Origin of the sequence: Haloarcula regularis (assembly GCF_029338315.1) — an archaeon.
Classification (GTDB): domain Archaea; phylum Halobacteriota; class Halobacteria; order Halobacteriales; family Haloarculaceae; genus Haloarcula; species Haloarcula regularis.
Genome location: NZ_CP119794.1, coordinates 1259373 through 1280428 on the forward strand (window position 1 = coordinate 1259373; position 21056 = coordinate 1280428).

The 21056-nt window shown below is 69.4% G+C and carries 28 protein-coding genes; 22 read left to right on the plus strand and 6 right to left on the minus strand.

What is annotated here, in order from left to right:
- The first annotated feature begins 6 nt into the window (after positions 1-6).
- The gene (locus P1N55_RS06805) at positions 7-201 is read left to right on the plus strand and encodes a cold-shock protein (RefSeq protein WP_276278180.1); all 195 of its coding nucleotides are present in this window, start codon (positions 7-9) and stop codon (positions 199-201) included.
- Between the two features lie 146 nt (positions 202-347).
- Positions 348-758 (plus strand): DUF5778 family protein, encoded by a 411-nt coding sequence (locus tag P1N55_RS06810; protein WP_276278181.1) that lies wholly within the window; start codon positions 348-350, stop codon positions 756-758.
- Positions 759-760: 2 nt separating this feature from the next.
- On the opposite strand, the gene P1N55_RS06815 is transcribed toward P1N55_RS06810, so the two are convergent.
- Positions 761-1045 (minus strand): DUF7577 domain-containing protein, encoded by a 285-nt coding sequence (locus P1N55_RS06815; protein ID WP_276278182.1) that lies wholly within the window; start codon positions 1043-1045, stop codon positions 761-763.
- A gap of 103 nt (positions 1046-1148) precedes the next feature.
- Here P1N55_RS06815 and ahbB point away from each other — a divergent pair, with 103 nt between their 5' ends.
- From ahbB to P1N55_RS06850, 7 genes are all read left to right on the plus strand, one after another.
- Positions 1149-2204 (plus strand): siroheme decarboxylase subunit beta, encoded by a 1056-nt coding sequence (gene ahbB, locus P1N55_RS06820; protein WP_276278183.1) that lies wholly within the window; start codon positions 1149-1151, stop codon positions 2202-2204.
- Between the two features lie 68 nt (positions 2205-2272).
- Positions 2273-2920 (plus strand): precorrin-2 dehydrogenase/sirohydrochlorin ferrochelatase family protein, encoded by a 648-nt coding sequence (locus P1N55_RS06825; protein ID WP_276278184.1) that lies wholly within the window; start codon positions 2273-2275, stop codon positions 2918-2920.
- A complete protein-coding gene (gene hemA / locus P1N55_RS06830) occupies positions 2917-4260 on the plus strand; it encodes a glutamyl-tRNA reductase (RefSeq protein WP_276278185.1) in 1344 nt (447 codons plus the stop codon). The genes P1N55_RS06825 and hemA overlap by 4 nt, the downstream gene beginning before the upstream one ends.
- A 1-nt stretch (position 4261) precedes the next feature.
- Positions 4262-4552, plus strand: a complete 291-nt coding sequence (locus tag P1N55_RS06835; protein WP_276278186.1) for a hypothetical protein — start codon at positions 4262-4264, stop codon at positions 4550-4552.
- Between the two features lie 58 nt (positions 4553-4610).
- Entirely contained in the window at positions 4611-4889 is a 279-nt protein-coding gene (locus P1N55_RS06840; protein WP_276278187.1) for a 4a-hydroxytetrahydrobiopterin dehydratase, read from the plus strand.
- Between the two features lies 1 nt (position 4890).
- A complete protein-coding gene (gene lwrS / locus P1N55_RS06845; protein ID WP_276278188.1) occupies positions 4891-5307 on the plus strand; it encodes an LWR-salt protein in 417 nt (138 codons plus the stop codon).
- A 99-nt stretch (positions 5308-5406) separates the two neighbouring features.
- Positions 5407-6039 (plus strand): HAD family hydrolase, encoded by a 633-nt coding sequence (locus tag P1N55_RS06850; protein ID WP_276278189.1) that lies wholly within the window; start codon positions 5407-5409, stop codon positions 6037-6039.
- Here P1N55_RS06850 and P1N55_RS06855 read toward each other — a convergent pair.
- The gene (locus P1N55_RS06855) at positions 6036-6965 is read right to left on the minus strand and encodes a molybdopterin-binding protein (protein WP_276278190.1); all 930 of its coding nucleotides are present in this window, start codon (positions 6963-6965) and stop codon (positions 6036-6038) included. The two genes, P1N55_RS06850 and P1N55_RS06855, sit on opposite strands and share 4 nt — an antisense overlap.
- Before the next feature lie 92 nt (positions 6966-7057).
- Between P1N55_RS06855 and P1N55_RS06860 the strand changes: the two genes are divergently transcribed.
- From P1N55_RS06860 to P1N55_RS06910, 11 genes are all read left to right on the plus strand, one after another.
- Positions 7058-7831, plus strand: a complete 774-nt coding sequence (locus P1N55_RS06860) for a GIDE domain-containing protein (RefSeq protein WP_276278191.1) — start codon at positions 7058-7060, stop codon at positions 7829-7831.
- An 88-nt stretch (positions 7832-7919) separates the two neighbouring features.
- The gene (locus P1N55_RS06865; RefSeq protein ID WP_276278192.1) at positions 7920-8276 is read left to right on the plus strand and encodes an Hsp20/alpha crystallin family protein; all 357 of its coding nucleotides are present in this window, start codon (positions 7920-7922) and stop codon (positions 8274-8276) included.
- An 18-nt stretch (positions 8277-8294) separates the two neighbouring features.
- Positions 8295-10004: an ABC1 kinase family protein gene (locus P1N55_RS06870; protein ID WP_276278193.1), complete on the plus strand. Its 1710-nt coding sequence runs from the start codon at positions 8295-8297 to the stop codon at positions 10002-10004.
- 67 nt (positions 10005-10071) lie between these two features.
- Positions 10072-10452 (plus strand): translation initiation factor IF-5A, encoded by a 381-nt coding sequence (locus P1N55_RS06875; RefSeq protein ID WP_276278194.1) that lies wholly within the window; start codon positions 10072-10074, stop codon positions 10450-10452.
- A 2-nt stretch (positions 10453-10454) separates the two neighbouring features.
- Positions 10455-11252 carry an agmatinase gene (speB, locus tag P1N55_RS06880; protein WP_276278195.1) on the plus strand — a complete coding sequence of 266 codons (798 nt, stop codon included), beginning with the start codon at positions 10455-10457 and terminating at the stop codon, positions 11250-11252.
- Positions 11253-11341: 89 nt separating this feature from the next.
- Positions 11342-11707, plus strand: a complete 366-nt coding sequence (locus P1N55_RS06885) for a hypothetical protein (protein WP_276278196.1) — start codon at positions 11342-11344, stop codon at positions 11705-11707.
- A 45-nt stretch (positions 11708-11752) separates the two neighbouring features.
- A complete protein-coding gene (locus P1N55_RS06890; protein WP_276278197.1) occupies positions 11753-12490 on the plus strand; it encodes a hypothetical protein in 738 nt (245 codons plus the stop codon).
- A gap of 36 nt (positions 12491-12526) precedes the next feature.
- Positions 12527-13294 (plus strand): Nif3-like dinuclear metal center hexameric protein, encoded by a 768-nt coding sequence (locus P1N55_RS06895; RefSeq protein ID WP_276278198.1) that lies wholly within the window; start codon positions 12527-12529, stop codon positions 13292-13294.
- 23 nt (positions 13295-13317) lie between these two features.
- Positions 13318-13881 carry a SprT family zinc-dependent metalloprotease gene (locus P1N55_RS06900; protein WP_276278199.1) on the plus strand — a complete coding sequence of 188 codons (564 nt, stop codon included), beginning with the start codon at positions 13318-13320 and terminating at the stop codon, positions 13879-13881.
- A gap of 61 nt (positions 13882-13942) precedes the next feature.
- Entirely contained in the window at positions 13943-14947 is a 1005-nt protein-coding gene (locus P1N55_RS06905; protein WP_276278200.1) for a deoxyhypusine synthase, read from the plus strand.
- A gap of 132 nt (positions 14948-15079) precedes the next feature.
- Positions 15080-16267, plus strand: coding sequence for a redox-regulated ATPase YchF (locus P1N55_RS06910; RefSeq protein WP_276278201.1), 1188 nt, complete (start codon positions 15080-15082; stop codon positions 16265-16267).
- Positions 16268-16276: 9 nt separating this feature from the next.
- On the opposite strand, the gene P1N55_RS06915 is transcribed toward P1N55_RS06910, so the two are convergent.
- From P1N55_RS06915 to P1N55_RS06925, 3 genes are all read right to left on the minus strand, one after another.
- The gene (locus P1N55_RS06915) at positions 16277-17491 is read right to left on the minus strand and encodes an MFS transporter (RefSeq protein WP_276278202.1); all 1215 of its coding nucleotides are present in this window, start codon (positions 17489-17491) and stop codon (positions 16277-16279) included.
- A 49-nt stretch (positions 17492-17540) separates the two neighbouring features.
- Complete coding sequence (locus P1N55_RS06920) at positions 17541-18143, minus strand: hypothetical protein (protein ID WP_276278203.1); 603 nt, start codon at positions 18141-18143, stop codon at positions 17541-17543.
- Between the two features lie 232 nt (positions 18144-18375).
- On the minus strand, positions 18376-18795 hold the full coding sequence (locus tag P1N55_RS06925) for a hypothetical protein (RefSeq protein ID WP_276278204.1): 420 nt from the start codon (positions 18793-18795) through the stop codon (positions 18376-18378).
- 287 nt (positions 18796-19082) lie between these two features.
- Between P1N55_RS06925 and P1N55_RS06930 the strand changes: the two genes are divergently transcribed.
- A complete protein-coding gene (locus P1N55_RS06930; RefSeq protein WP_276278205.1) occupies positions 19083-19334 on the plus strand; it encodes a hypothetical protein in 252 nt (83 codons plus the stop codon).
- Complete coding sequence (locus tag P1N55_RS06935; RefSeq protein ID WP_276278206.1) at positions 19334-19801, plus strand: nucleic acid-binding protein; 468 nt, start codon at positions 19334-19336, stop codon at positions 19799-19801. The genes P1N55_RS06930 and P1N55_RS06935 overlap by 1 nt, the downstream gene beginning before the upstream one ends.
- 164 nt (positions 19802-19965) lie before the next feature.
- Here P1N55_RS06935 and P1N55_RS06940 read toward each other — a convergent pair whose 3' ends face one another.
- Complete coding sequence (locus P1N55_RS06940; RefSeq protein WP_276278207.1) at positions 19966-21030, minus strand: Brp/Blh family beta-carotene 15,15'-dioxygenase; 1065 nt, start codon at positions 21028-21030, stop codon at positions 19966-19968.
- Between the last annotated feature and the right edge of the window lie 26 nt (positions 21031-21056).

Consider the following 21056-nt stretch of genomic DNA (forward strand, 5'->3'; position numbering starts at 1 on the left):
GTTGCAATGGCGACCGGTACGGTAGACTTCTTCAACGACACTGGCGGCTACGGCTTCATCGACACCGAAGACTCGGACGAGGACGTGTTCTTCCACATGGAAGACGTCGGCGGTCCGGACCTCGAGGAAGGCCAAGAGGTGGAGTTCGACATCGAACAGGCCGATAAGGGCCCCCGCGCAAAGAATCTCAAACGACTGTAAGCGAGCGGCTCGCTTCTGACAGCGTGTCTCTGTCCCGACGTGAGTCCGGTCCGTGGCACGCTCGATACACCCCGCCCCCAGCCGCAGGCACGGATTTCGACACGGATTTCGAAGTACATTAGAGCGCGCGCGGCCGACCGACAGCCATGACCGACGCCGACGCGATAGACGAGGACCTGTACCGCCGGACAAAGCAGTTGCTCGAACCCGGCGAGATACGGCTCAACGGGGCCATCGTCCACACGGAGTACGACGGCAGCGACGAGATCGAGATGATGGAGACGACCATCGAGGTCGGCGAGCTAATCGCTGCGGGCGCCGGCCACGACCCGCGGGACACCTTCGTCTACTCGGGCAGCGACGACCCCGAGTTCGCGTCCAACCAGCACCAGGGCCTGACCCTCGATGGCGAGGAGTTCGTCTGGGAGTGTCAGCAGCTGCTCCGCGAGGGGTCGTTCGACCTGGTCTTCTACTACGAGGCCAGCGCGGACCACGAGGGGATTCTCGCGGACGTCGAGGCGGCGGGCTACGAAGTCACCGGCGTCGAGGGCGAGTAAGGCTACGTCCGGAGGCGTTCCTGGCAGTTGTGGCAGTAGGTGTAGGTCTCGCCGTTGGCGACGCCACAGATGTGACAGGTGACCGAATCCATGTCGGCCCGCTGGAAGTAGGCGTTCAGCTGGCCGGTGTCCATCCCGACGCGCTTCCCGCGGAACTCGTCGACGAGTGGCTCGTGAGCAGCGTAGTCGATGAGCCGGAACATGATGATAAAGGACAGCGGCGCACCCACCAGTACGAACAGGAAGACCAGCAGCCGAACGGCGAGTTCGGTGGTGGGTATCAGCATCAACGAAACTACGGGCGCGAAGCGGTAAAATCCTCCGCCGGTGGGCGGCCGCCACCCACCGCGTCCCGCGTCGCTTATACTCACTGAGACCCGAGGGCGCGGTATGAGCGAGGACCTCGGGACGGTGGACCGCGCCGTCCTGAACGCGTTCCAGGGCGGGTTTCCGGTGGTCGAACGGCCCTTCGAACCGGCGGCGGCCGCGCTCCGCGAGACCGGGGTCGACGTCGACGCCGACGGGTTGCTCGAGCGCGTCCAGCGGCTGGACGAGGCGGGGGTGTTGAGCCGCTTCGGCGCGCTCATCGACGCCGAGGAGATCGGCGGCACCGCGACGCTGGTGGCGACCCACGCGCCCGAGGACCGCTACGACGAGCACGCCGACCTGGTCAACGCCCACCCGGAGGTGGCCCACAACTACGAGCGCGAGCACCCCCACCTCAACATGTGGTTTGTCCTCTCGGTGGCCGACGCGGCCCGTGTCGACGAGGTGCTCGCCGAGATCGAGGCCGAGACGGGCGAGCAGACGTACAACCTCCCGAAACAACAGGAGTTCCACGTCGGCGCGAAGTTCCCCGTCGAGGGACCACAGACCCAGGCTGTCGACTGCTCGGCCGCCGGCCCCGAGGTAACGCCGACCGACCGGCGGTCGCTGACGCCCGCGGAGCTCGACCTCGTACTGGAGATTCAGGGTGGCCTCCCCGTGACCGAGACGCCCTACGCCGACGTGGCCGACGCCATCGGCGCCGACGTCGAGTGGGTCGTCGAGACAGTAAAGCGGTTCAACGAGGAGGGGAAGGTCCGCCGCGTCGGCCTCATCCCGAACCACTACGCGCTCGGGTACAGCGAGAACGGGATGACCGTCTGGGACGTCCCCGACGAGGTCATCGACGATGTGGGGCCCGCCATCGCCGAGTTCGACTTCGTCACCCACTGCTACGAGCGCCCGCGCCACGAGGGGGTCTGGCCGTACAACTTCTTCGCGATGACCCACGGCCGCAGCGAGGCCGAGAGCGACGAGCGCATCCAGCAGGTCCACGAGCGAATGTCCGAGTACTGGGACGTCGGCGAGGCCGACTGGGACACGCTGTTCTCGACGCGCATCCTCAAGAAGACCGGCATCCGCTTAGACGAGCGAGCGAAGGCCAACGTCGAGACACGGTGAGGCGAGCGTTTATAACCAATGGCGAACCACATCCTGACGATGGAACGGACGGCGGGGGCGGTGCCCGGATGATACCGCTGTTGCACGACTTCGAGGGCGAGAGGGTGCTCGTCCTCGGTGGGGGACCGGTGGGAGCGCGGAAGGCCCGCCGGTTCGCGGCCGAGGCGGACGTCGTGGTCGTCAGTCCCGACTTCGGCGACCACGAGTTCGGGGCCGCGGAACTGATCCGGGACGCCCCGGACGCCGACGCCGTCGCCGGCTACGTCGAGCGACTGGACCCCGCGCTCGTCGTCGCCGCGACGGACGACGCGACGGTAAACGACGCCGCGGCCGACGCGGCGCGGGCCCACGGCGCGCTGGTCAACCGGGCCGACGACCACGGTGGGCAGGACGTCGGGGCCGTCACCGTCCCGGCGACGGTCCGGGACGGCCCCGTGACCGTGGCGATAGCGACGGGCGGCACCGCACCGGCCCTCTCGAAGTACCTCCGCGAGCGGTTCGAGGCGGACGTTGCCGGCGCCGGGGAGATGGCGCGGCTCGCCGGCGACCTGCGCGAGGAGTTGCGGGCCCGGGACGTCCCGCCGGCGGAGCGACGCGACGCTGTCAGACGCGTTGTCAGGTCACGAGACGTTTGGAAGGCTTTAGATAGGGGCAGGTCCAAAGCACGACAAGTAGCGGACGACGAGATTGCGGACGTCCACGGTGATCTGTCGTGAAACACGAGACTGGAGTCATCGTCGGCGCGAGCGTCTCCCACGAGAACGCGAGCGTCGACCAACTCGAGACCGCCGCGGCCGATAGCCAGCGCCACACCGTCGAGGCACTGCTCTCGGAACCTGGCGTCGAGGAGGCCATCGCGCTCCAGACGTGCAACCGGACCGAGGCCTACGTCGTCGCGCCGAGTCACGAGCTCGGCCAGCAGGCGCTCGCGACGGTCACGGCCGCCGTCGACGACGACGCCGTCGTCGAGCTGGACCACGAGGCGAGTCTCAGACACCTCCTCCGGGTGGCCGCGGGGCTGGAGTCTATCGTCCTCGGCGAGGACCAGATTCTCGGCCAGTTGCGCGACGCCTACGAGGACGCCCGCGCCGTCGGCGGCATCGGGTCGACGCTCGAGGACGGCGTCACGAAGGCCATCCACGTCGGCGAGCGAGCCCGCACGGAGACGGCGATAAACGAGGGCGTCGTCTCGCTGGCCTCGGCGGCCGTCAGGCTCGTCGAAGCCGAACAGTCACTGGCGGGCGAGACGGCGCTGGTCGTCGGCGCGGGCGAGATGGGACGACTCGCGGCGAAGGCGCTTTCGGACCGCGTCGAGCGCGTCATCGTCGCCAACCGGACCGTCCCCCACGCCGAACACATCGCGGCGACCGTCGACGCGGACGGGAGCGCCGTCGCCCTCGACGCCGCGGAGGCCGCCCTGGCGGAGGCGAGCGTCGTGGTCACCGCCACCGGGAGCCCGAACCACGTCTTCGACGCCGGGTCGTTCGCCGACGCCGGCGAGACGTACGTCGTCGATCTCGCCCAGCCGCGGGACGTGCCCGCCGACGCCGGCGAGGTGCCCGACGTGACGGTCTGGGACCTCGACGCGCTGGAGTCGGTGACCGAGGAGACGCGAAAGCAGCGCCGGGAGGCCGCCGAGGCCGTCGAGACGCTGGTCGACGAGGAATTCGACCACCTGCTGACCCAGTACAAGCGCAAGCGCGCCGACCGGGTCATCTCGACGATGTACGAGAGCGCAGAGCAGGTCAAGGCCGCCGAGCTCAACACGGCGCTGTCGGCCGCGGACTTCGACGAGGACCAGCAGGAGGTACTGGAGTCGATGGCCGACGCCATCGTCTCGCAGCTGCTCGCCGCGCCGACCCGGAGCCTCCGGGACGCCGCCGAGGACGACGACTGGTCGACAATCCACACCGCGCTGGAGCTGTTCGACCCCGAGTTCGGCCCCGAGGACGCCCCGTCGCCGGCCGCGCTCGCGGGGGCCAGCCCCGAGGACGTCCCAGCCGAGATGCGCGACCGGATGCCCCCGGCGGCACTCGAACAGCTCACTGACGACTGAGATGGTCGCGCCCGTCCCAGTCATCGTGGGTGTCGGCATCGTCGTCCTCGCCGCGAGCGGACTCCTGGAGGTGACCGGCTACACCGAACAGCAGCGCCTCGACCACCGCCGCCTGATGCAGGCGTTCACCTACGGGAGCCTGGTCGTAGTCGCCTTTGGCCTCGCCGCAGTCTGGTACGGCCTCCGGAACGCGTCGCTGCCGACCTGGCTCTTTGTCGCCATCAACGTCACCGTCGTCACCGTCGTCGCCGTCCAGTGGCGACTCCGGAAGGCCCTCTCGAACGACGAGTGAGCGGCCGACCGCCACGGGCGACGCAACTGTTTTGCACCTGGCAGCCGACTGATGGGACATGGCAGACGTACTCCCCGACGCCGAGATAGCGGACCGGATGCCGGACGGCTGGGCGCGCGAGGACGACGAGATCGTCCGGGCCTTCGACTTCGACGGCTACCTGGACGCGTCGGGCTTCCTGAGCGCCGCGGCGGGGCTGGCCGAGGACGCCTGGCACCATCCGGAGATGACCATCACCTGGGGCGAGGTGGCGGTCCGGCTCACGACTCACGACGCTGGCGGCATCACCGAGAAAGACATCGAGCTGGCCGAGCGGCTCAACGGCATCTACGACTGAGATGCCCCCGACCGAGGGCGCGCCGACGCCTCCCCGCGACGCCCCGGTCCGGTACGTGTTCAAGATCGAGTTCCGGCTCGACCCGGCGACGCCGGATCTGTCCACCGACCCGGACACCTTCGAGACGACGCTGTACCGCCGGGCGGACCCACCGGGCGAGGAGGGGTGGCTGTTCTTTCGGGACAACTGCTGGCGCGGGAACCTCGCCGACGAGGCGCACTTCTGCCGACTGGCCACGGAGGCGCTCGACGTCCGGGTCGTCTCGGCGTCGTTCCGCGAACTGCAGACGACCGACGACTATCTCGAGGACCTCGAGAGCGCCATCGCGGCGGACCTCGACGCGTTCAACGCCGACGACGTCACCGAGGTGCTCTCGAAGTACCTCGGGAGCTCGATTCGCGTCGAGGCGAGCGACTGAGGCTCCCAGTCGCCGACCGGTCTTTGTAAGGTATTCTCTACCACGGTAGTAGGGGCAGAAAGACTTTATTGGTCTCGCACCTAGCATCGCAGTCCCCTGATGACCGGCCCGTACGACTTCTGGCTGTTCGATCTCGACGGCACGCTCGTCGACATCGAGCCCTGGTATCCCCGGCACGTGATGGACCGGGTCGGCGACCGACTCGGCGTGGGGTTCACCGACCAGGAGGTGCAAACGCTCTGGTACGGCTTCGGCGGCGCGCGCGACCGGTTCCTCGCCGACGAGGGAATCGACCCCGAGCGGTTCTGGGCGGTCTTCCACGAGGAGGAGGACCCACGGAAGCGAGCCGAGGCCACGTACCTCTACGACGACGCCGAGCGGTTCCTCGCGGAGCAGCCGGAACCGGTGGGGCTGGTGACACACTGCCAGGAGTACCTCACGGACCCCGTGCTCGAGCACTTAGACATCGGCGACTGGTTCGAGACGGTCGTCTGCTGTGACGAGGACATCGGCTGGAAGCCCGACCCGACGCCCGTCCAGCTGGCGATGCGCGACATGGGCGTCGCCCACAACGGCCACGTGGGCGTCCTGGCGGGCGACAACCCCGCGGACATCGGCGCGGCGTGGAACGCCGGCCTCGACGGCGTCCACGTCCAGCGCCGCTCCCACGAGGCCGACGGCTACTGTGTGATGGGTGACCACCGCGTCGAGTCGCTGCTCGACCTCCGCTAGGGCAGGTAGTCCCAGTTCTCGACGGCCACGGAGTCCCCGGCAGGAAACCCCTCGTGTCCCGACGGGACGGTGACCCAGCCGTCGGCCCGCGTCACCGTCTCGAGGTCGGCGCCCGGCATCGGCGTCGCCTCACCGTCCCGTACGGAGACGGGGACGTAAGACCGGACCGACGCGTCGCTCGCCAGCCCGTCGGTCAGCGTCGCCGTCCGGGTCGGATGGGGCGCCAGCGGGGCCCCGGCAAAACTCTTGAGCAGCGGCCTGAGCAACTGGACAGCCGCGACGCGGGCGCCGACGGGTGACTCCGGCAGGAGGAGTACTGGGCGGTCCCGGACGACGGCCAGGCCCGTCTCGCCGCCGGGGTCGACGGCGATGCCGTCGCCGGCGACGTCGCCGAGGTCGGCGACCACCGACCGGAGCGTGTCGCCCGGGTCGGTGCCCGTCACCACGACCACGTCGCGGGTCAGGTCTCGCTGGACGGCCATCCGGAGCGCGGGCGCGTCGTCGGCGACGGCGTTCCGGTAGGTCACCTTCCCGCCCCAGCGGTCGACGTACTGCGCGAGCGTGAACCCGGCCGTCTCGACACCGCCCTCGCCGCCGGCCTCGGGCGCGGCCACCTCGTCGCCCGTCGGGACGATGCCGACCTGCGGGCGCTGTCTCACGAGCAGTTCGCCGACGCCGGCGGCCCGCAGCAGGCCGACGTCGCCCGGGCGCACCTGCGTCCCGGCCTCGAAGACGACGTCGTCTGGCGCGAGGCCGGCACCCGGGACGGGCGCGTTCGCCGTCGCGTCCGTCGCCAGCACGCGGCCCACGGCCACCGACAGCGGGACCCGGTCGGTCCGGTCGACCGGGACCGCGTAGCCGCCGAGGGTCCGTCGCGCGGTCTCGAGCGAGAGCCGACCCCCATCCCCGGACGGTGTCACGGTCATACCCGCACCTCGGGTCGGTGGGCAAAAAGCGCCGGGTCTGCCGGCCGCGGGGTCGACCAAGATTTAATCCCCGTCCAGTGCGCCCATACACCATGGTCCTCCCGCAGTTGCTCGCCCTCGGCTTCGCCGCCGTCGGCCTCTACCTCCTCTGGTCCGGCCTCCGGCAGCTGGTTCCGGTCTATCACGTGCTCCGGAACGACCCGATGCCGGTGCGGTCGCTGTCTGGATACACCGGTCCCGTGGAACTCCTCGGGACGGCCGTCGCCGGCGACGAGGGCACCGTCACCGCCCCGTTCACCGGCAGCGAGTGTCTGGCCTACACCTACGAGGTCGAGGAGCGGCGCTCCTCGGGAAAAACTACCCACTGGGAGACGCTGGATTCGGGGCAGGGCGGCGTCGACTTCGTCCTCGACGACGGCACCGACCGGGTCCGTGTCGATCCCACCGGCGCGGACGTCCACTTCGAGGCCCACAGCGTCACCGTCCCGCCGGGGACGGAACTGCCCGACCGCCTGGCGCGCTACGTCGCGTCGACCGACAGCGTCGAGGCCCAGGACCGGACGGTGAACCTGCTGGTGACGGAGCTGCACGTCGGCAACAGACAGCGGTTCACCGAACGCCGTCTCGACGTGGGCGAGCGGGTCTACGTCTACGGCGTGGCCCGTCGCGGCCCCGCACCGGAGTGGGGCAGTAACCTCGTCGACGTCGTCGTCGGGGCGGGCGACGGCGCGCCGGCGTTCGTCATCTCCGATACGAGCGAGCGGGGCACCGCCTGGCGGATCGCCCGCGGGGCGCTGTGGCGACTCGTCGTGGGCGCCGTCTTCACGCTGGTGTTGCTTGGGTTTCTCGCGTCGGTCGTTCCGTGAAGAGATCCGGCGTGGGCCCTGTTCCCTGTTCACGCGGCACGCGCTTCCGACCGCCGGGTTTAACGCACCGCCACCCCAAGGAGCGGGTATGTCAGCGCTGCGAGAGGCGTTACGAGACCTCCCCGATGCCGTGTTTGCGGACGTACTCGAATCCGAAGACGCCTACCTGTTCGTCCTCGACCTGCCGGGCGTCGACGCCGGGACCCTCGACGTCAGCGTCGAGGGGGGGCGACTCATCATCGAGGGACAGCGCACCAAAGACGTTCCCCGGGAGTTCCGGTTCGTCCGCGAGGACCGGTCCGTGTTTCTCGACGTCGAGCTCCCGCTCCCGCCGGACGCCACCGGCCGCGGGGCCGAGGGCACCGTCGAGCGCGGCGTCTTAGAGCTCCGCCTCCCGAAGGCATCGGCCGCGCCGAGCACGACGATACCCATCGACGAGGCCTGACATCGGGGTGCCCTGTCGGTGAACTTCCGCGCCTACTGGCGATTCTTCGTCGTCGCCCGCCAGTTCCTCCCGCTGTTGCTGGCGTACGCCCGTGACCGCAAGCGGTTCGTCCTGTTCGGGGCGGCCCGGCAGGTCACGCCCGAACAGCGCCGCGCCCGCGCACAGGCGCTGCTGGACTCGCTGCTCACTCTCGGGCCCACCTTCATCAAGCTCGGACAGCTGCTCTCGACGCGCCCGGACATCCTCCCGCCGGAGTACATCGACGAGTTCTCCAAACTCCAGGACCGGGTGCCACCCGCCGCCTGGGACGAGGCGAAGGTCGTCCTGGAGGAGGACCTGGGCCCGGTCGAGGACCGCTTCGACGAGTTCGAGACGGAGGCGATCAGCGGGGCCTCGCTCGGCCAGGTGTACCGGGCGTCCGTCGACGGCGACCCGGTCGCGGTGAAGATACGGCGGCCCGGCATCGAGGACCTGGTCGAGGCCGACCTCCGGGTCATCAAGTGGTCGCTCCCGGTCATCATGTACTTCGTCGGCGAGGCCCGGTCGTTCTCGCTGGAGACGCTGGCCGACGAGTTCGCCAAGACCATCCGCGAGGAGATGGACTACGAGCGCGAGGCCCGCATGCTGACCGAGATACGCGGGAACTTCCTCGAGAACGACCGCATCCGCATCCCGACGGTCCGTGACTCCCACTCGACGCGCCGGGTGCTGACCATGGAGTACGTCCCCGGGACGAAGATCAACGACATCGACGACCTGGACGAACGCGGCATCGACCGCACCGAGCTCGCCGAGACGCTCCAGCGGGCGTACCTCCAGATGATAATCGACGACGGCGTCTTCCACGCCGACCCCCACCCGGGGAACCTCGCCGTCCAGCCCGACGGGACGCTCGTCTTCTACGACTTCGGGATGTCCGGTCGGGTCGACCCGTTCGTCCAGGACAAGATCGTCGACTTCTACGCGGCGGTGGCCGACCAGAACATCGACGCCATCCTCGACGCCCTCATCGAGATGGGGACCCTCTCCCCGGAGGCCGATCGACAGGTGATGGGCGACGTGATGGAACTGGCCATCGCGGACGCCCGCGGGGAGGACATCGAGCAGTACCGCGTCCAGCAGATCGTCCAGCAGGTCGAGGACACCATCTACGAGTTCCCGCTGCGCCTGCCCTCGAACCTGGCGCTCGTCCTGCGGGTCGCGACGGTCGTCGAGGGGGTCTGTGTGACCCTGGATCCCGACTTCGACTTCATCGAGGTCGCGACGGGGTACCTCCAGTCGCAGGGCTTCATCGCTGCCGGCGCCCGGAGTTTCGTCGAGGACCGGGCCCAGGAGATTCAGGACGCCACGCGGTCGGCGGTCCGCATCCCGCCGAAGCTCGAGTCGGTGCTGGACCGCGTCGAGCGCGAGGACCTGGTCGTCAGGGCCGACATCGAGGACTCCGACCGCCTGCTCGAGCGGATGACCAAACGGCTCATCATGGGCATGGTGCTCGCGAGCACGCTGTTCTCGACGGCGTTCCTCTACGCCGAGTCGACCCAGCTCGTCGCGGCCGTCGCCGGCGCCGTCGTGCTGGCGCTCCTCGCGGGCCTGTGGTGGTCGTTCCGGACGAAGAAGGGCGTGCGAGCCAAGCCCCAGTTCACCCGCCAGAGCATGCGCGAACGGGAGGTGGAGCCCTCCGGTGGGCTCGCGACCTCGTTCGACGACGAGGGCGGCGACGGGTCCTGAACGGGCCCGACGACCGCGCTTGCACCATTCCAAACCGTTTATACCGGCACGGGAGCAATCCCGCCGTATGGCAAAAGAGCAGACCGAGGTTCGTGAACTCGACGAGGGCAGCTACGTGATGATCGAGGACACCCCGTGCAAGATCGACTCCTACAGCACGGCAAAGCCCGGCAAGCACGGCAGCGCGAAGGCCCGCATCGACGCCCGCGGCGTCTTCGACAAGAAGAAGCGGTCGCTGTCCCAGCCGGTCGACGCGAAGGTATGGGTCCCGATCATCACCCGGAAGCAGGGCCAGGTCGTCTCGACGGACGGGAACGACGCCCAGGTGATGGACCTGGACACCTACGAGACGTTCACGATGCGACAGCCCGAGGACGTCGACCTCCAGCCCGACGACGAGATCGAATACCTCGAGTACGAGGACCAGCGCCTCATCACCCGGTCGTAAGGATGTTCCCCGGCGCTGGCGCGGCGCGCGAGGCCGCCGACTACGCGCTCGTGGGCGCGCCCCTCGACGCCTCCACGTCGTTCCGGCCCGGGGCCCGTTTCGGCCCGCGCCGCGTCCGCCAGTTCGCCGAGGGGTTCGACGACTACGACCACCACACCGGTCAGCAGTTCACGAAACTGGCCGTCTACGACCACGGCGACGTCGGCCCGACGGCCGACACCGCGGAGTACCTCACGTTCCTGGAGAGCGCCGTCGCCGAGTTCGACCGCGAGGGCGCGACGCCGCTACTGGTCGGCGGCGAACACACCGTCTCCGTCGCCGGCGTCCGCGCGCTCGACCCGGACGTGTTCGTCTGTCTCGACGCCCATCTGGACCTGCGGGCGTCCTACGCCGGCGACGCGTACTCGCACGCGACGGTGACCCACCACGCGCTGGACGTCGCGGACCGCGCCGTCGTACTCGGTGCCCGGACCGGCTCCGAGATCGAGTGGGACCGGGCCGCCGAGGCCGACGTGACCGTCGTCCCGCCGGAGGACGTGGGCGACTGGACGCCCGACATCGAGGGCGAGCGGGCCTACCTCTCGGTCGACGTCGACGCGGCCGACCCCGGGTTCGCGCCGGGGACCGGGACGCCGGAACCGTTCGGCCTCGCCCCCACCGAGATGCACGAGGTTGTCCGGGCCGTGGCGCCCCACGCCGTCGGGTTCGACGTCGTCGAGGTCAACGACCGGGACGACGGGCAGGCGGCGACGCTGGCGGCGAAGCTCCTGCGGGCCTTCGTCTTCGCCCACGCGGCGTAGATACGTTCGAGACCGGACCGCTACATACCCCGATATAGCCCTGTTAGCAACTGTTTTACGCGGGTCCGGTGTGTGGCGAGATAGCGAGGATGGGCACAGCACTACACTGTACGGCCTGTCGGCTCCGGAGCGCGTACAACCGGGCGGTGGTCGACGTCGTCCGCGACGAGGCCATCGGCTGCCTCTGTACGAACTGCATCGCGACCTTCTTCGGGAAGTCGCTCGACCGGTACGAACAGGGCGAGGGTGGCTGTGTCCTCTGTGACCGCGACGGGTTCATGGCCCTCCCCAAGTGGGAAGCCGTGACAGTCCAGGTCGACGGCGACGTCCACATCCACGGCGTGGACTTCGACGTGACGCCCGAGACGCCGCGCCTCTGTGACCATCACCTCCACGACCTGAGTGACGAGCGGATGCGCGACGACCTGCCCGACCCCGCACCCGGGACACCCTGAAACCGCCGGGGACCGTTTTATTAGGGGCGACGGAATAGACCGACCATGGACCGTCTCTCGTCGTGTTACTTCTGTGGCGTCGCCCACGACGTATCGCTCTCCGAGTATCCGGTCGTGCCCAAGCAGTTACACCCGAGCGAGCAGACCCAGCAGACCGTCGTCCTCTGTTCGTCCTGCCGCCGCAAGCTCGCCACCGTCGTCGAGACTGTCGTCACGGCGGCCCGGGCGGACCAGGCCCGGAGTGAGGGCCCGACGACCAGCGACACGGCGGCGGCCGACGACGACACGAGCGGGCTCCTCGACGAGTCTGGACTGGAGCCCCAGCCGGACCCGACGGTGGTCGGCGACGCCAACGAGACCCCGGTCGACGACAGTCCCGAGGCTGGCGCGGACACGGAGGGGACGGCCGAGCCCTCGGCGGCCGCGAGTGCAGGGGAGCCCGGCGAGACCACTTCGACGGGGAGCGCCGCGGAGACGGACGACGGTGCTGTTGCCGACGACCACGACGCAGACGAGGCGGGTGCTGCCACGGCATCGGACACGGAGGAGGACGCGAGCGCGAACGGTGCGGACGACGACCAGCCGTCCCTCACCAGGCTGGAGTACAGCAAGGTGATGCGCCTGCTCCAGAACCGCCCGTTCCCGGTCGACCGGGCCGAGATTCGCGAGGTGGCGGTCAACGCCTACGACATCGACCCCGAGCAGTTCGACGCAATCACCGAGGCGGCGATAGAGCGGGGCCTCATCGGCGAGGAGGACGGACAGTTCGTCAGCACGGAGTGAGAAAAGCATACCAGCGGTGGACCTGAACGCCCGTCTATGAACGCAGGCGACATCGCGGCACGACTCGACGACCGACTGGACATCGACGCCTACGCCGACGTCGACGCGAGTCCGAACGGCCTGCAGGTCGGGCCGGCGACGCAACCGGTCGAGACCGTCGCGGTCGCCGTCGACGCGGCCGTCGAGACCATCGACCGCGCGAACGACGCTGGCGCGGATCTGCTGGTGACCCACCACGGCATCGTCTGGGGCGGCATGAAGCGGGTCACCGGGACCCACTACCGGCGGATCGCGCCGCTGGTCGACGACGGCCTGGCGCTGTACGTCGCCCACCTCCCGCTGGACGGCCACCAGACCCTGGGGAACGCCGCCGGCCTCGCGGACCTGCTGGACCTGGACAACCGCGCCCCGTTCGGGACGACGGGTGGCGTCTACATCGGCCAGCAGGGCCGGCTGACCGAGCCGACCACCGTCGCCGACCTGGCCTCGACCCTGGACGACGCGCTGGACACCGGCGGCCGGGACGTGCAAGTGCTCGATTTCGGCCCGTCGACGGTCGAGGACGTCGCCGTCGTCACCGGCAGCGGCGTCGACTGGCTGGACGAGGCCGTCGAGGCCGGCACGGACGTCCTGATTACCGGCGAGGGGAAACAGCAAGTCTACCACGAAGCCCGCGAAGCGGGTATCAACGTCGTGCTGGCCGGCCACTACGCCACGGAGACGTTCGGCGTCCGCTCGCTGGAGACGCTCATCGAGGAGTGGGGGCTCGAGACCACGTTCGTCGACTGCCCGACAGGGCTTTAGCCGGAGCGAGCGAGACCACTGCCGTGACCGAGCCCCCTGCCTACGACGCGGTCGACAGCCACGACGACCTCCTCGCGTGGTCGCGGGCCTACTGCCGCGAGGTCCGCCGCGAGTGGGGCGTCTCGGTCCGGTTCGACCTCGTCGACTGGGAGGTGTCGACCCGGGCCAAGCGGCGGGCGGCGGCGGTCAAGCGGCCGAAACTGCCCGACGCGACGGTCGGCGAGCCCTACGACTGGGAGCGCGTCGACGGGGCCGACGGCCGTCCGCTGCCCTGTACGGTGTCGCTGACCTGGGCCGCCTTCGAGGCGTTCGACCGCGCGGAGTGGGCGGCGACGCTCCGGCACGAACTCGTCCACGTCGAGCAGTACCAGCGCGACGGGACGACCGACCACGGCGCCGCCTTCCGGGCGCGCGCGGCGGACCTGGAGACCGACGTCCACTGTCCGGCCTTCTCGGAGCCGAAGTACGTCCTCACCTGCGAGTCCTGTGGCGACCTGGTCGCCAGACGCTACCGCGACTGCAAGCTCGTCCGGGAGCGAGCGCGCTACCGGTCTGACTGCTGTGGGGCGGCGCTCGAACTCGCCTGAGCGGCCCGGCTGTCGTCGCGAACCACGCCGTTCAAGCCGTCGGGCCGACCACTGGACCACGATGACCGACCACGACGACCGCGAGACGTTCAGCCACGACCCCATCGGCCACGCGGAGGTCCGGGCGGGGATGACCGTCGGGGAACTCGCCGAGAGCTACGGCGAGGCCGGCATCGGCGCGAGCGACCTCCACGAGGCCGTCGACGTCTACAGCGAGATGCTCGCCGAGGACGTGACGACTTTCTTCGGCCTGGCGGGCGCGATGGTGCCGACGGGGATGCGCACCATCGTCAGCGAACTCATCCGCGACGGGCACATCGACGTCCTGGTGACGACGGGGGCGAACCTGACCCACGACACCATCGAGGCCATCGGGGGCAAGCACCACCACGGCGAGGTTACCCCCGCGGACCGGACCGAACGGGAACACGACGAGAACCTGCGGGACGAGGGCGTCGACCGCATCTACAACGTCTACCTGCCCCAGGAGCACTTCGCGCTGTTCGAAGGCCACCTCCGCGAGGAGGTGTTCCCGGTGCTCGAATCGGAGGGGACCGTCTCCATCCAGCGCATGACCGAGGAGATGGGACGGGCCAACGCCGAGGTCAACGAGCGCGAGGACGTCGCCGAGGACGCCGGCGTGCTCGCGGCGGCCGCCGAACACGACGTGCCGGTCTACTGCCCGGCGTTCCAGGACTCGGTGCTGGGCCTGCAAGCGTGGATGTACGCACAGACGAGCGAGTTCACCGTCGACGCCCTGGCGGACATGACCCAGATCACGGACATCGCCTACGAGGCCGACAGCGCCGGCGCGATGGTGGTCGGCGGGGGCGTCCCGAAGAACTACGTCCTCCAGACGATGCTGGTCTCGCCGGACGCCTACGACTACGCCGTCCAGCTGACGATGGACCCCTCCAGCACCGGCGGACTCTCGGGGGCGACGCTGGACGAGGCCCGCTCGTGGGGCAAACTCGAGAAGGACGCCCGCAACGTCTCGGTGTACGCCGACGCGACGATCACCCTGCCGCTGGTCGTCGCCGCCGCCCGCGAACGCACCGGGCTGTGAGTCGGTCGGGAGGTCGGTACCCGACCCCGCTCGGGCCCAGAGTGCGCGGCCTGGTGGCGTGGGTTTGCGACGCACACCCGCTCTCGATGGCTCTCGCAACGTTTTAGCCGCCGATTCCGCTCTAGGCACCCAATGAGCTACAAGATCGGACTCGTCGGCAAACCCTCCGTCGGCAAGTCCACCTTCTTCAACGCCGCGACGATGAACGACGTGCCCGAGGGGGCTTACCCCTTCACGACCATCGATCCCTCCGTGGGCGAGGCGTACGTCCGTGTGCAGTGCGCCGCCCCGGAGTTCGAACACGCCTGTACCCCAAACCACGGGTACTGCGCCGACGGCGTCCGGTTCGTCCCGACGAAACTCGTCGACGTGGCCGGCCTCGTTCCAGGCGCCCACGAGGGCAAGGGCCTTGGAAACCAGTTCCTCACCGACCTCAACGAGGCCGACGTGCTGATACACGTCGTCGACTTCACCGGCGAGACGGACCTCGAGGGCGAACCCACCGAGGACCACGACCCCCGCGAGGACATCGACTTCCTCGAGGCGGAACTGGACATGTGGTACCTCGACATCTTAGAGAAGGGCATCGAGCGCTACCACTCGGGCTACCACGGCGAGGAGAAGGCCATCGAGGAGGACCTCGCCGAGCAGATGTCGGCGTTCAAGATCAACGAAGACGAGATCAAACAGGTCGTGCTCTCGCTTGACCTCGAACTCGAGCCGGAGACCTGGGAGGAGGACGACCGCGAGGTGCTGGCCCGCGAGATCCGCATCCGGACCAAGCCGATGCTGGTGGCGGCCAACAAGATGGACACCGAGACAGCCCAGGCAAACTGGGACGAGATAACCGCGGACCCGGCGTACGACCACCTCACGTTCGTCCCGGTGTCGGCCCACGCCGAGAAGGCGCTCAAGAACGGCGACGAGCAGGGCGTCCTCGACTATCGCCCCGGCGACGACGACTTCGAGGTCACGGCGGACCTGCCCGCACAGAAGGAGCAGGGCCTCGAACAGATCCGGGACTTCGTCGGCGACTTCGACGGCACGGGCGTCCAGCAGGCCCTGGAGACGGCGCTGTTCGAGGAGCTGTCGGCCATCGCCGTCTTTCCCGGCGCGCGAAAACCCCAGGACGACGGCACCTTCCTCCAGGACTGTTTCGTCCTGCCCGACGGGTCGACCGCCGAGGACTTCGCGTACTTCCTGCACTCGGACATCGGCGACGGCTTCCTGCACGCCCACGACGTCCGCTCGGGCCGGCAGGTCGGCGCCGACTCCGAGCTCGACCACCGCGACGTCATCGAGATCACGACCACGAACTGAGCGACCCGCTCACCCGTCGAGTGACGGGAGCGCACTGCCCGCGAGGACGACGACGACGCCACCGGCCGCGAGCAACGCGAGCCCCGGGAGGAACGACGCCGTCAGGTCCCGGCCCGTCCCGACGAGCACCGGCCCGAGGAAGCCACCGATCTCGCCGACGGCGAAGACCAGGCCGACGGCGAGGCCCGTGCGAGCGCGCCCGATGCCTTCGAGTTCCGGTGGGATGACGCGCACGAGCGGCGCGAGGCCGCCGACCCCGAGGCCCGTCGCGACGACGCCGGCGGTCAGGACGAGCCCGGTTCCGGCGGCGGCGACCGTGCCGACGCCGACCAGGATACCGCCGCCACAGATCAGGATGGCGTCACGGCGACGACCCATCCTGTCCGTCACGGCCGGGACCAGCAGGACGCCGGCGGCGTTCGCGGCGACGAGGAGCGCGGTCGCACGACCTGCACGCCCGGGGGCCGCACCGCGGGCCTCCAGAATCGTCGGCAGCCAGCCCTGCATCCCGTGGACGACGAGGAGGTACATGGTCCCGACGGCGACGACGAGCAGCAGGTCCCGGTGCCGGAGGATGGTCGCCAGGTCGCGGCGCATCGACTCGCGGGAGAACGACGGGGCGCTCGAACCGCGACCTGGTGTCGGCCCGAACACCGCCAGAGCACCCAGGACGACGGCGTACCCGAGCGCGAAGAGTCCAGTGTAGTAAAACAGCGGTCGCCAGCCACCCAGCGCCGGCCCGAGAATCGGGCGGCCGATGGCGAAGGCACTCGCCGTCCCGGCCGAGGCGCCCAGCAAGTACACCGACGAGGGCAGGCCGGTCCGGCCGCTCGGGAACAGCGTCGAGACGAGCTTCGGGAGGCCGAAGGTGATGCCGGTGCCACCGACGCCAAGCACCACCGTGAACGCGAGCATGGCGGGGAACCCCGTCGCGGCGCTCCGACCCAGCTGGGCGATGCCGACCAGAGCGACGCTGACCGCCAGCCCGTTGAACGGGCCCACGCGGTCGACGACGACGCCGGAGAACAGCGCGACGGGGACGTACGTCAGCGGGACGGCGCCCGCGAGCAACCCCGCCTGCGCACCGGTCAGACCGAACGCCTCGATGAGCGTCGAGAGGTACGCCGGCAGCGAGAACCAGGCGAACATCAGGCAGGTGTAGCCCAGCGTCGCGGCGAGCAAGAGTGCCCAGGTCAGTGCCCCGACGGTCCGGTCGCTACCCATTACCGTGGACGCCCACCGCCGGACGTAAGCCGCTGTCCCTTCGCCGGCCTCAGACGTCGACCGGACAGCCGTTTATTTCGCCGCCGCGCATCCCCTCGGCCAGCCAGTACACCGACAGCGTCAGCACGGCCAGCGCGAGCAGCGCGAACTCCAGGCCGTCAAGCGGCAGGAAGAGCAGCGACGTCGACACGCCCAGCAGCGACAGTAGGCCCAGCAGCACCGCCGAGCCACAGGCCGCACACCCCGCACCGAGCGTCCCCAGGAGTAGGCCCGCGGCCCCGGCGCCCCCCTGCTGGAGGTCCAGCCCGTGTTCCCGGAAGTGATAGGCCGCGAGCGCGACGTCGACGCCGGCCAGGAGCGCGACCACCACCAGCAAGAGGCCCTGGGCCGGGTGGAACGAGGTGCCGACGAAGGGGTACAGTTCGGTCAGCACAACCAGGCGACTCGAGAGGGGCAGCGACCCGCCGACGACGAGGTCCAGCACGAGCGTGACGTTGAGCGAGACGACGAACACCGTCAGCGCGACGACGGCGGCCACGACGGCCACGACGGCGTACGTCGGCAGTGTCAGGACGAGCCGGGCCGTCCGGGCCATCAGCCGCCAGTCGTCGCGCCGGGTCGGCAGCCGAATCGCCTGCCGCATCGCGCCCATCAGTCCGCCTCCCCGAGCGCCTCGGCGATGACCTCGTAGCTGATGCTCCCGTTGACCTTCGTCACGAAGTTCCCGTCGCGAAAGAGCAGGACGATGGGCGTCGTCTGCCCGAGGCCGGCGTTCTCGGCGGCCTGGATGTCGGCCTGGACCTGGTCGTCGTAGGTCCGGTTCTCGGCGTCGGCCGCAACCGCCGCCCCGTCGAGGTCGGTTTCGCTGTCGAGATAGTCGGCGGTCAGGTCCAGTACGTTCTCCCGGTCGAACTGTGACCGGGCCGCGAAGTAGTGTTCCAGCAGGGACCAGAAGGCCGCCGCGTCCCGGGCGAAGGTCGCCTCCAGCGCGTAAGTGGCCGGTTCCCCCCACGGGAAGATGACCGGGTAGGTCCGGACGACGTAGGCCCCAGCCCCGGGTCGACGAGATTCGACCGCATCGTCGGGACGGTGTTCTCGTGGAAGGCGGCACAGCGCTCACAGGACGGGTCCTCGAACGCGAGCACGACGTGGCCGTTCAGGTCCCCCTGTCGCGGCTGGTTCACCAGGTCCGCCGCGGCCGGGTGGTCCTCGATGGACTCCCCCGTCGTCTCGCTGCCGCCACAGCCCGCGAGTCCGGCGACGGCACTCGCACCCGCGAGCCCCAGGAACCGACGTCGCTTCATACCCGTCCGGAGGTTCTCCCGCGGTTTATCGTTTGTTCCCCTGTGCGCGATGGACAACCGTCTTGGCGCGGGGGCGTCTATCCCCGCCCGGCCGATGACGAACCCCCAGGGCCGAGTTCGGGTGACTCCCGGGCCGTGACGAACCCTATGAGTGCCGAGGCCGCCATTTTGAGGGGAGACGGAGTCTCTAAGGGTATCTAGTTGTGGCCACGGTAGACATAGGCCCCGGTCAGTTCATCATCGAGGTCAGACACGGTTTTAAGAACGTTGCCGAGCAAGCACACAGTATGGCCGCCGAGATTTCCGACCGAGTTCGAGAGATTGCGGAGGCGCGCGGCCTTCCCGAGTCCGAGGTTTTCGAGCGAGCACTCGAACGTGGCCTCGAAGACCTGTGGGAGGACCTGGTGCTCGCGCGGTACCTCGACGGCGAACTCGACCGCGAGGAGGCCATCGAGCGAGTCGGTCGGACGAAGGTCGAACGCGCCGAACGGGAGCGTACGGTCGTCGAGGAGGATGTTGACTGGGGACTCAACGCGTGATGCTTGCGGCCGTCCCGGACGCGGGACCGGTCATTCACCTCGCCGAGATCGACTCACTCGACCTTCTGTCGGTATTCGACACGCTCCTCGTTCCGGAAACGGTGTACCGGGAAGTCGAGGCTGGCGGCGTTCCGGACGCGCTGTCCGATATCCCGTACGAACGCGTCGAAGCCGACGAACGCCACGTCGAAACCGAAGAACTGGACGCCGGAGAACGCGCCGCGATAGCCGTCGCGAAAGAACACGAAGTCGTCCTGCTGACGGACGACCTCGTCGCCCGGGAGGCGGCTTCCGACGTGGGCGTCGAAGTACACGGCTCCATCGGCGTCATCGCGCTCGGCTGCGGACGGGGACTGATCGAAAGGGGCGAAGCGGCGTCCCTCATGCGGGCGCTCCAGCGGGAGACGAGTCTCTTCGTGACGGACGCCGTCGTGGAGCGCGGTATTCAGCTGCTGGACGAACAGTAACGGGACGAACGGGCTCGGTAGCCGCCCTAAACACATTCACTGTGGATAGATCGTGAGTCGTGAGTGCAGAGGCGGTTTCCCTATACCACCACCGGATTGCCTTGAGCAGTCTGAGACAACCGTCAGCACTGCTACCCGGAGGCGGCCGAGAGACGTGTATCCGCTCAGGGCACGTACCAGATACCCCGTTCTCGGTCCAGCACCGACCCGACGACGACGTGCGGGAACGCGACGATGCTGATGAAGATGCTCCAGAACGCCACCGCGCCGGGCAGCAGGCCGGCGCCGGCCAACGGGTTCGGGACGACCCAGTAGACCGCCGCCAGCACGGTGAACGTCGCCAGCGCCCCGGCAATGAGCACGCCCCAGGCGCGAAGGGCCACGGTCGAGGCGTCGGCCCCGCCCAGCAGGTCCCAGTCGGCGTCGCCGACGGGGTCGGCGTCGAGGGTCTGGGTCCGGGCGACCTGCCGCGCTGAGTACCAGAACGGGAAGTACAGGCCCACCGCCACGAGGACGGGCACGGCGGCGAAGAAGCCGGCCAGGAGGAGCGACTCGCCGGCGTCGACGAGCCAGGACCGGCCACCGCCGCGGACGTACCCCAGCGCCACGTGGGCCACCAGCCCCGCGCCGTAGCCGACGCCCGCGAGCAGGCGGGTGGTGTCGAAGTACTGGGTGTACGGCGCCAGCGCTCCCTGGTCGACCAGCCCCACCATCAGCGCGCTGAACGTGTGGAAGGTGTCGGGCCAGAAAAAGAGGGGGACGAGCATGACCGCGCCGCCCCGGACCGCCGCCGCGAGGTACCGCTGGGGCCGAGTGCGGAGGTGGTCGCTCCCGGTCGTGGCGTCCATCACCTTGACGCCGCTGAGACCGCCTTTGGCCATGGCGACGACCAGCGCGAGCGCCAGGCCGGCGACGGGGGCGACCAGCAACAGGCCCACGAACGCCGCGATGGCGCCCAGATACAGGCCGACGTACCGCCAGCGGAACGTCGGACGGCGCCGACGGAGGTTCTCGAAGTGCTCGTACCCCCCGTGAGGGAGGTTCAGCGCCACCATCCCGACGAGATACACGACCATCTGGGCGCGCAAGGGGACAGTGATCCCGGCGGCCCGGGCGACGAGAAAGGCGACGGCGAGGACGGCGAGCGTCGCCCGGGAGAGCGTCAGCGACGGATGTGGGTCAGCGCGTCGGTGCCATCGGTCGAGGAACCCCTGGGTGAGCGCGCTCATCAGCCGTGTGTTATCGATACACGCAA

Bases quoted from the DNA above. Each gene is read 5' to 3' on its own strand.
- P1N55_RS06805 (WP_276278180.1), top strand. From the start codon at position 7: ATGGCGACCGGTACGGTAGACTTCTTCAACGACACTGGCGGCTACGGC.
- P1N55_RS06810 (WP_276278181.1), top strand. From the start codon at position 348: ATGACCGACGCCGACGCGATAGACGAGGACCTGTACCGCCGGACAAAG.
- P1N55_RS06815 (WP_276278182.1), bottom strand. From the start codon at position 1,045: ATGCTGATACCCACCACCGAACTCGCCGTTCGGCTGCTGGTCTTCCTG.
- ahbB (WP_276278183.1), top strand. From the start codon at position 1,149: ATGAGCGAGGACCTCGGGACGGTGGACCGCGCCGTCCTGAACGCGTTC.
- P1N55_RS06825 (WP_276278184.1), top strand. From the start codon at position 2,273: ATGATACCGCTGTTGCACGACTTCGAGGGCGAGAGGGTGCTCGTCCTC.
- P1N55_RS06835 (WP_276278186.1), top strand. From the start codon at position 4,262: ATGGTCGCGCCCGTCCCAGTCATCGTGGGTGTCGGCATCGTCGTCCTC.
- P1N55_RS06840 (WP_276278187.1), top strand. From the start codon at position 4,611: ATGGCAGACGTACTCCCCGACGCCGAGATAGCGGACCGGATGCCGGAC.
- lwrS (WP_276278188.1), top strand. From the start codon at position 4,891: ATGCCCCCGACCGAGGGCGCGCCGACGCCTCCCCGCGACGCCCCGGTC.
- P1N55_RS06850 (WP_276278189.1), top strand. From the start codon at position 5,407: ATGACCGGCCCGTACGACTTCTGGCTGTTCGATCTCGACGGCACGCTC.
- P1N55_RS06855 (WP_276278190.1), bottom strand. From the start codon at position 6,965: ATGACCGTGACACCGTCCGGGGATGGGGGTCGGCTCTCGCTCGAGACC.
- P1N55_RS06860 (WP_276278191.1), top strand. From the start codon at position 7,058: ATGGTCCTCCCGCAGTTGCTCGCCCTCGGCTTCGCCGCCGTCGGCCTC.
- P1N55_RS06865 (WP_276278192.1), top strand. From the start codon at position 7,920: ATGTCAGCGCTGCGAGAGGCGTTACGAGACCTCCCCGATGCCGTGTTT.
- P1N55_RS06875 (WP_276278194.1), top strand. From the start codon at position 10,072: ATGGCAAAAGAGCAGACCGAGGTTCGTGAACTCGACGAGGGCAGCTAC.
- speB (WP_276278195.1), top strand. From the start codon at position 10,455: ATGTTCCCCGGCGCTGGCGCGGCGCGCGAGGCCGCCGACTACGCGCTC.
- P1N55_RS06885 (WP_276278196.1), top strand. From the start codon at position 11,342: ATGGGCACAGCACTACACTGTACGGCCTGTCGGCTCCGGAGCGCGTAC.
- P1N55_RS06890 (WP_276278197.1), top strand. From the start codon at position 11,753: ATGGACCGTCTCTCGTCGTGTTACTTCTGTGGCGTCGCCCACGACGTA.
- P1N55_RS06895 (WP_276278198.1), top strand. From the start codon at position 12,527: ATGAACGCAGGCGACATCGCGGCACGACTCGACGACCGACTGGACATC.
- P1N55_RS06905 (WP_276278200.1), top strand. From the start codon at position 13,943: ATGACCGACCACGACGACCGCGAGACGTTCAGCCACGACCCCATCGGC.
- P1N55_RS06910 (WP_276278201.1), top strand. From the start codon at position 15,080: ATGAGCTACAAGATCGGACTCGTCGGCAAACCCTCCGTCGGCAAGTCC.
- P1N55_RS06915 (WP_276278202.1), bottom strand. From the start codon at position 17,491: ATGGGTAGCGACCGGACCGTCGGGGCACTGACCTGGGCACTCTTGCTC.
- P1N55_RS06920 (WP_276278203.1), bottom strand. From the start codon at position 18,143: ATGGGCGCGATGCGGCAGGCGATTCGGCTGCCGACCCGGCGCGACGAC.
- P1N55_RS06925 (WP_276278204.1), bottom strand. From the start codon at position 18,795: ATGAAGCGACGTCGGTTCCTGGGGCTCGCGGGTGCGAGTGCCGTCGCC.
- P1N55_RS06930 (WP_276278205.1), top strand. From the start codon at position 19,083: ATGGCCGCCGAGATTTCCGACCGAGTTCGAGAGATTGCGGAGGCGCGC.
- P1N55_RS06935 (WP_276278206.1), top strand. From the start codon at position 19,334: ATGCTTGCGGCCGTCCCGGACGCGGGACCGGTCATTCACCTCGCCGAG.
- P1N55_RS06940 (WP_276278207.1), bottom strand. From the start codon at position 21,030: ATGAGCGCGCTCACCCAGGGGTTCCTCGACCGATGGCACCGACGCGCT.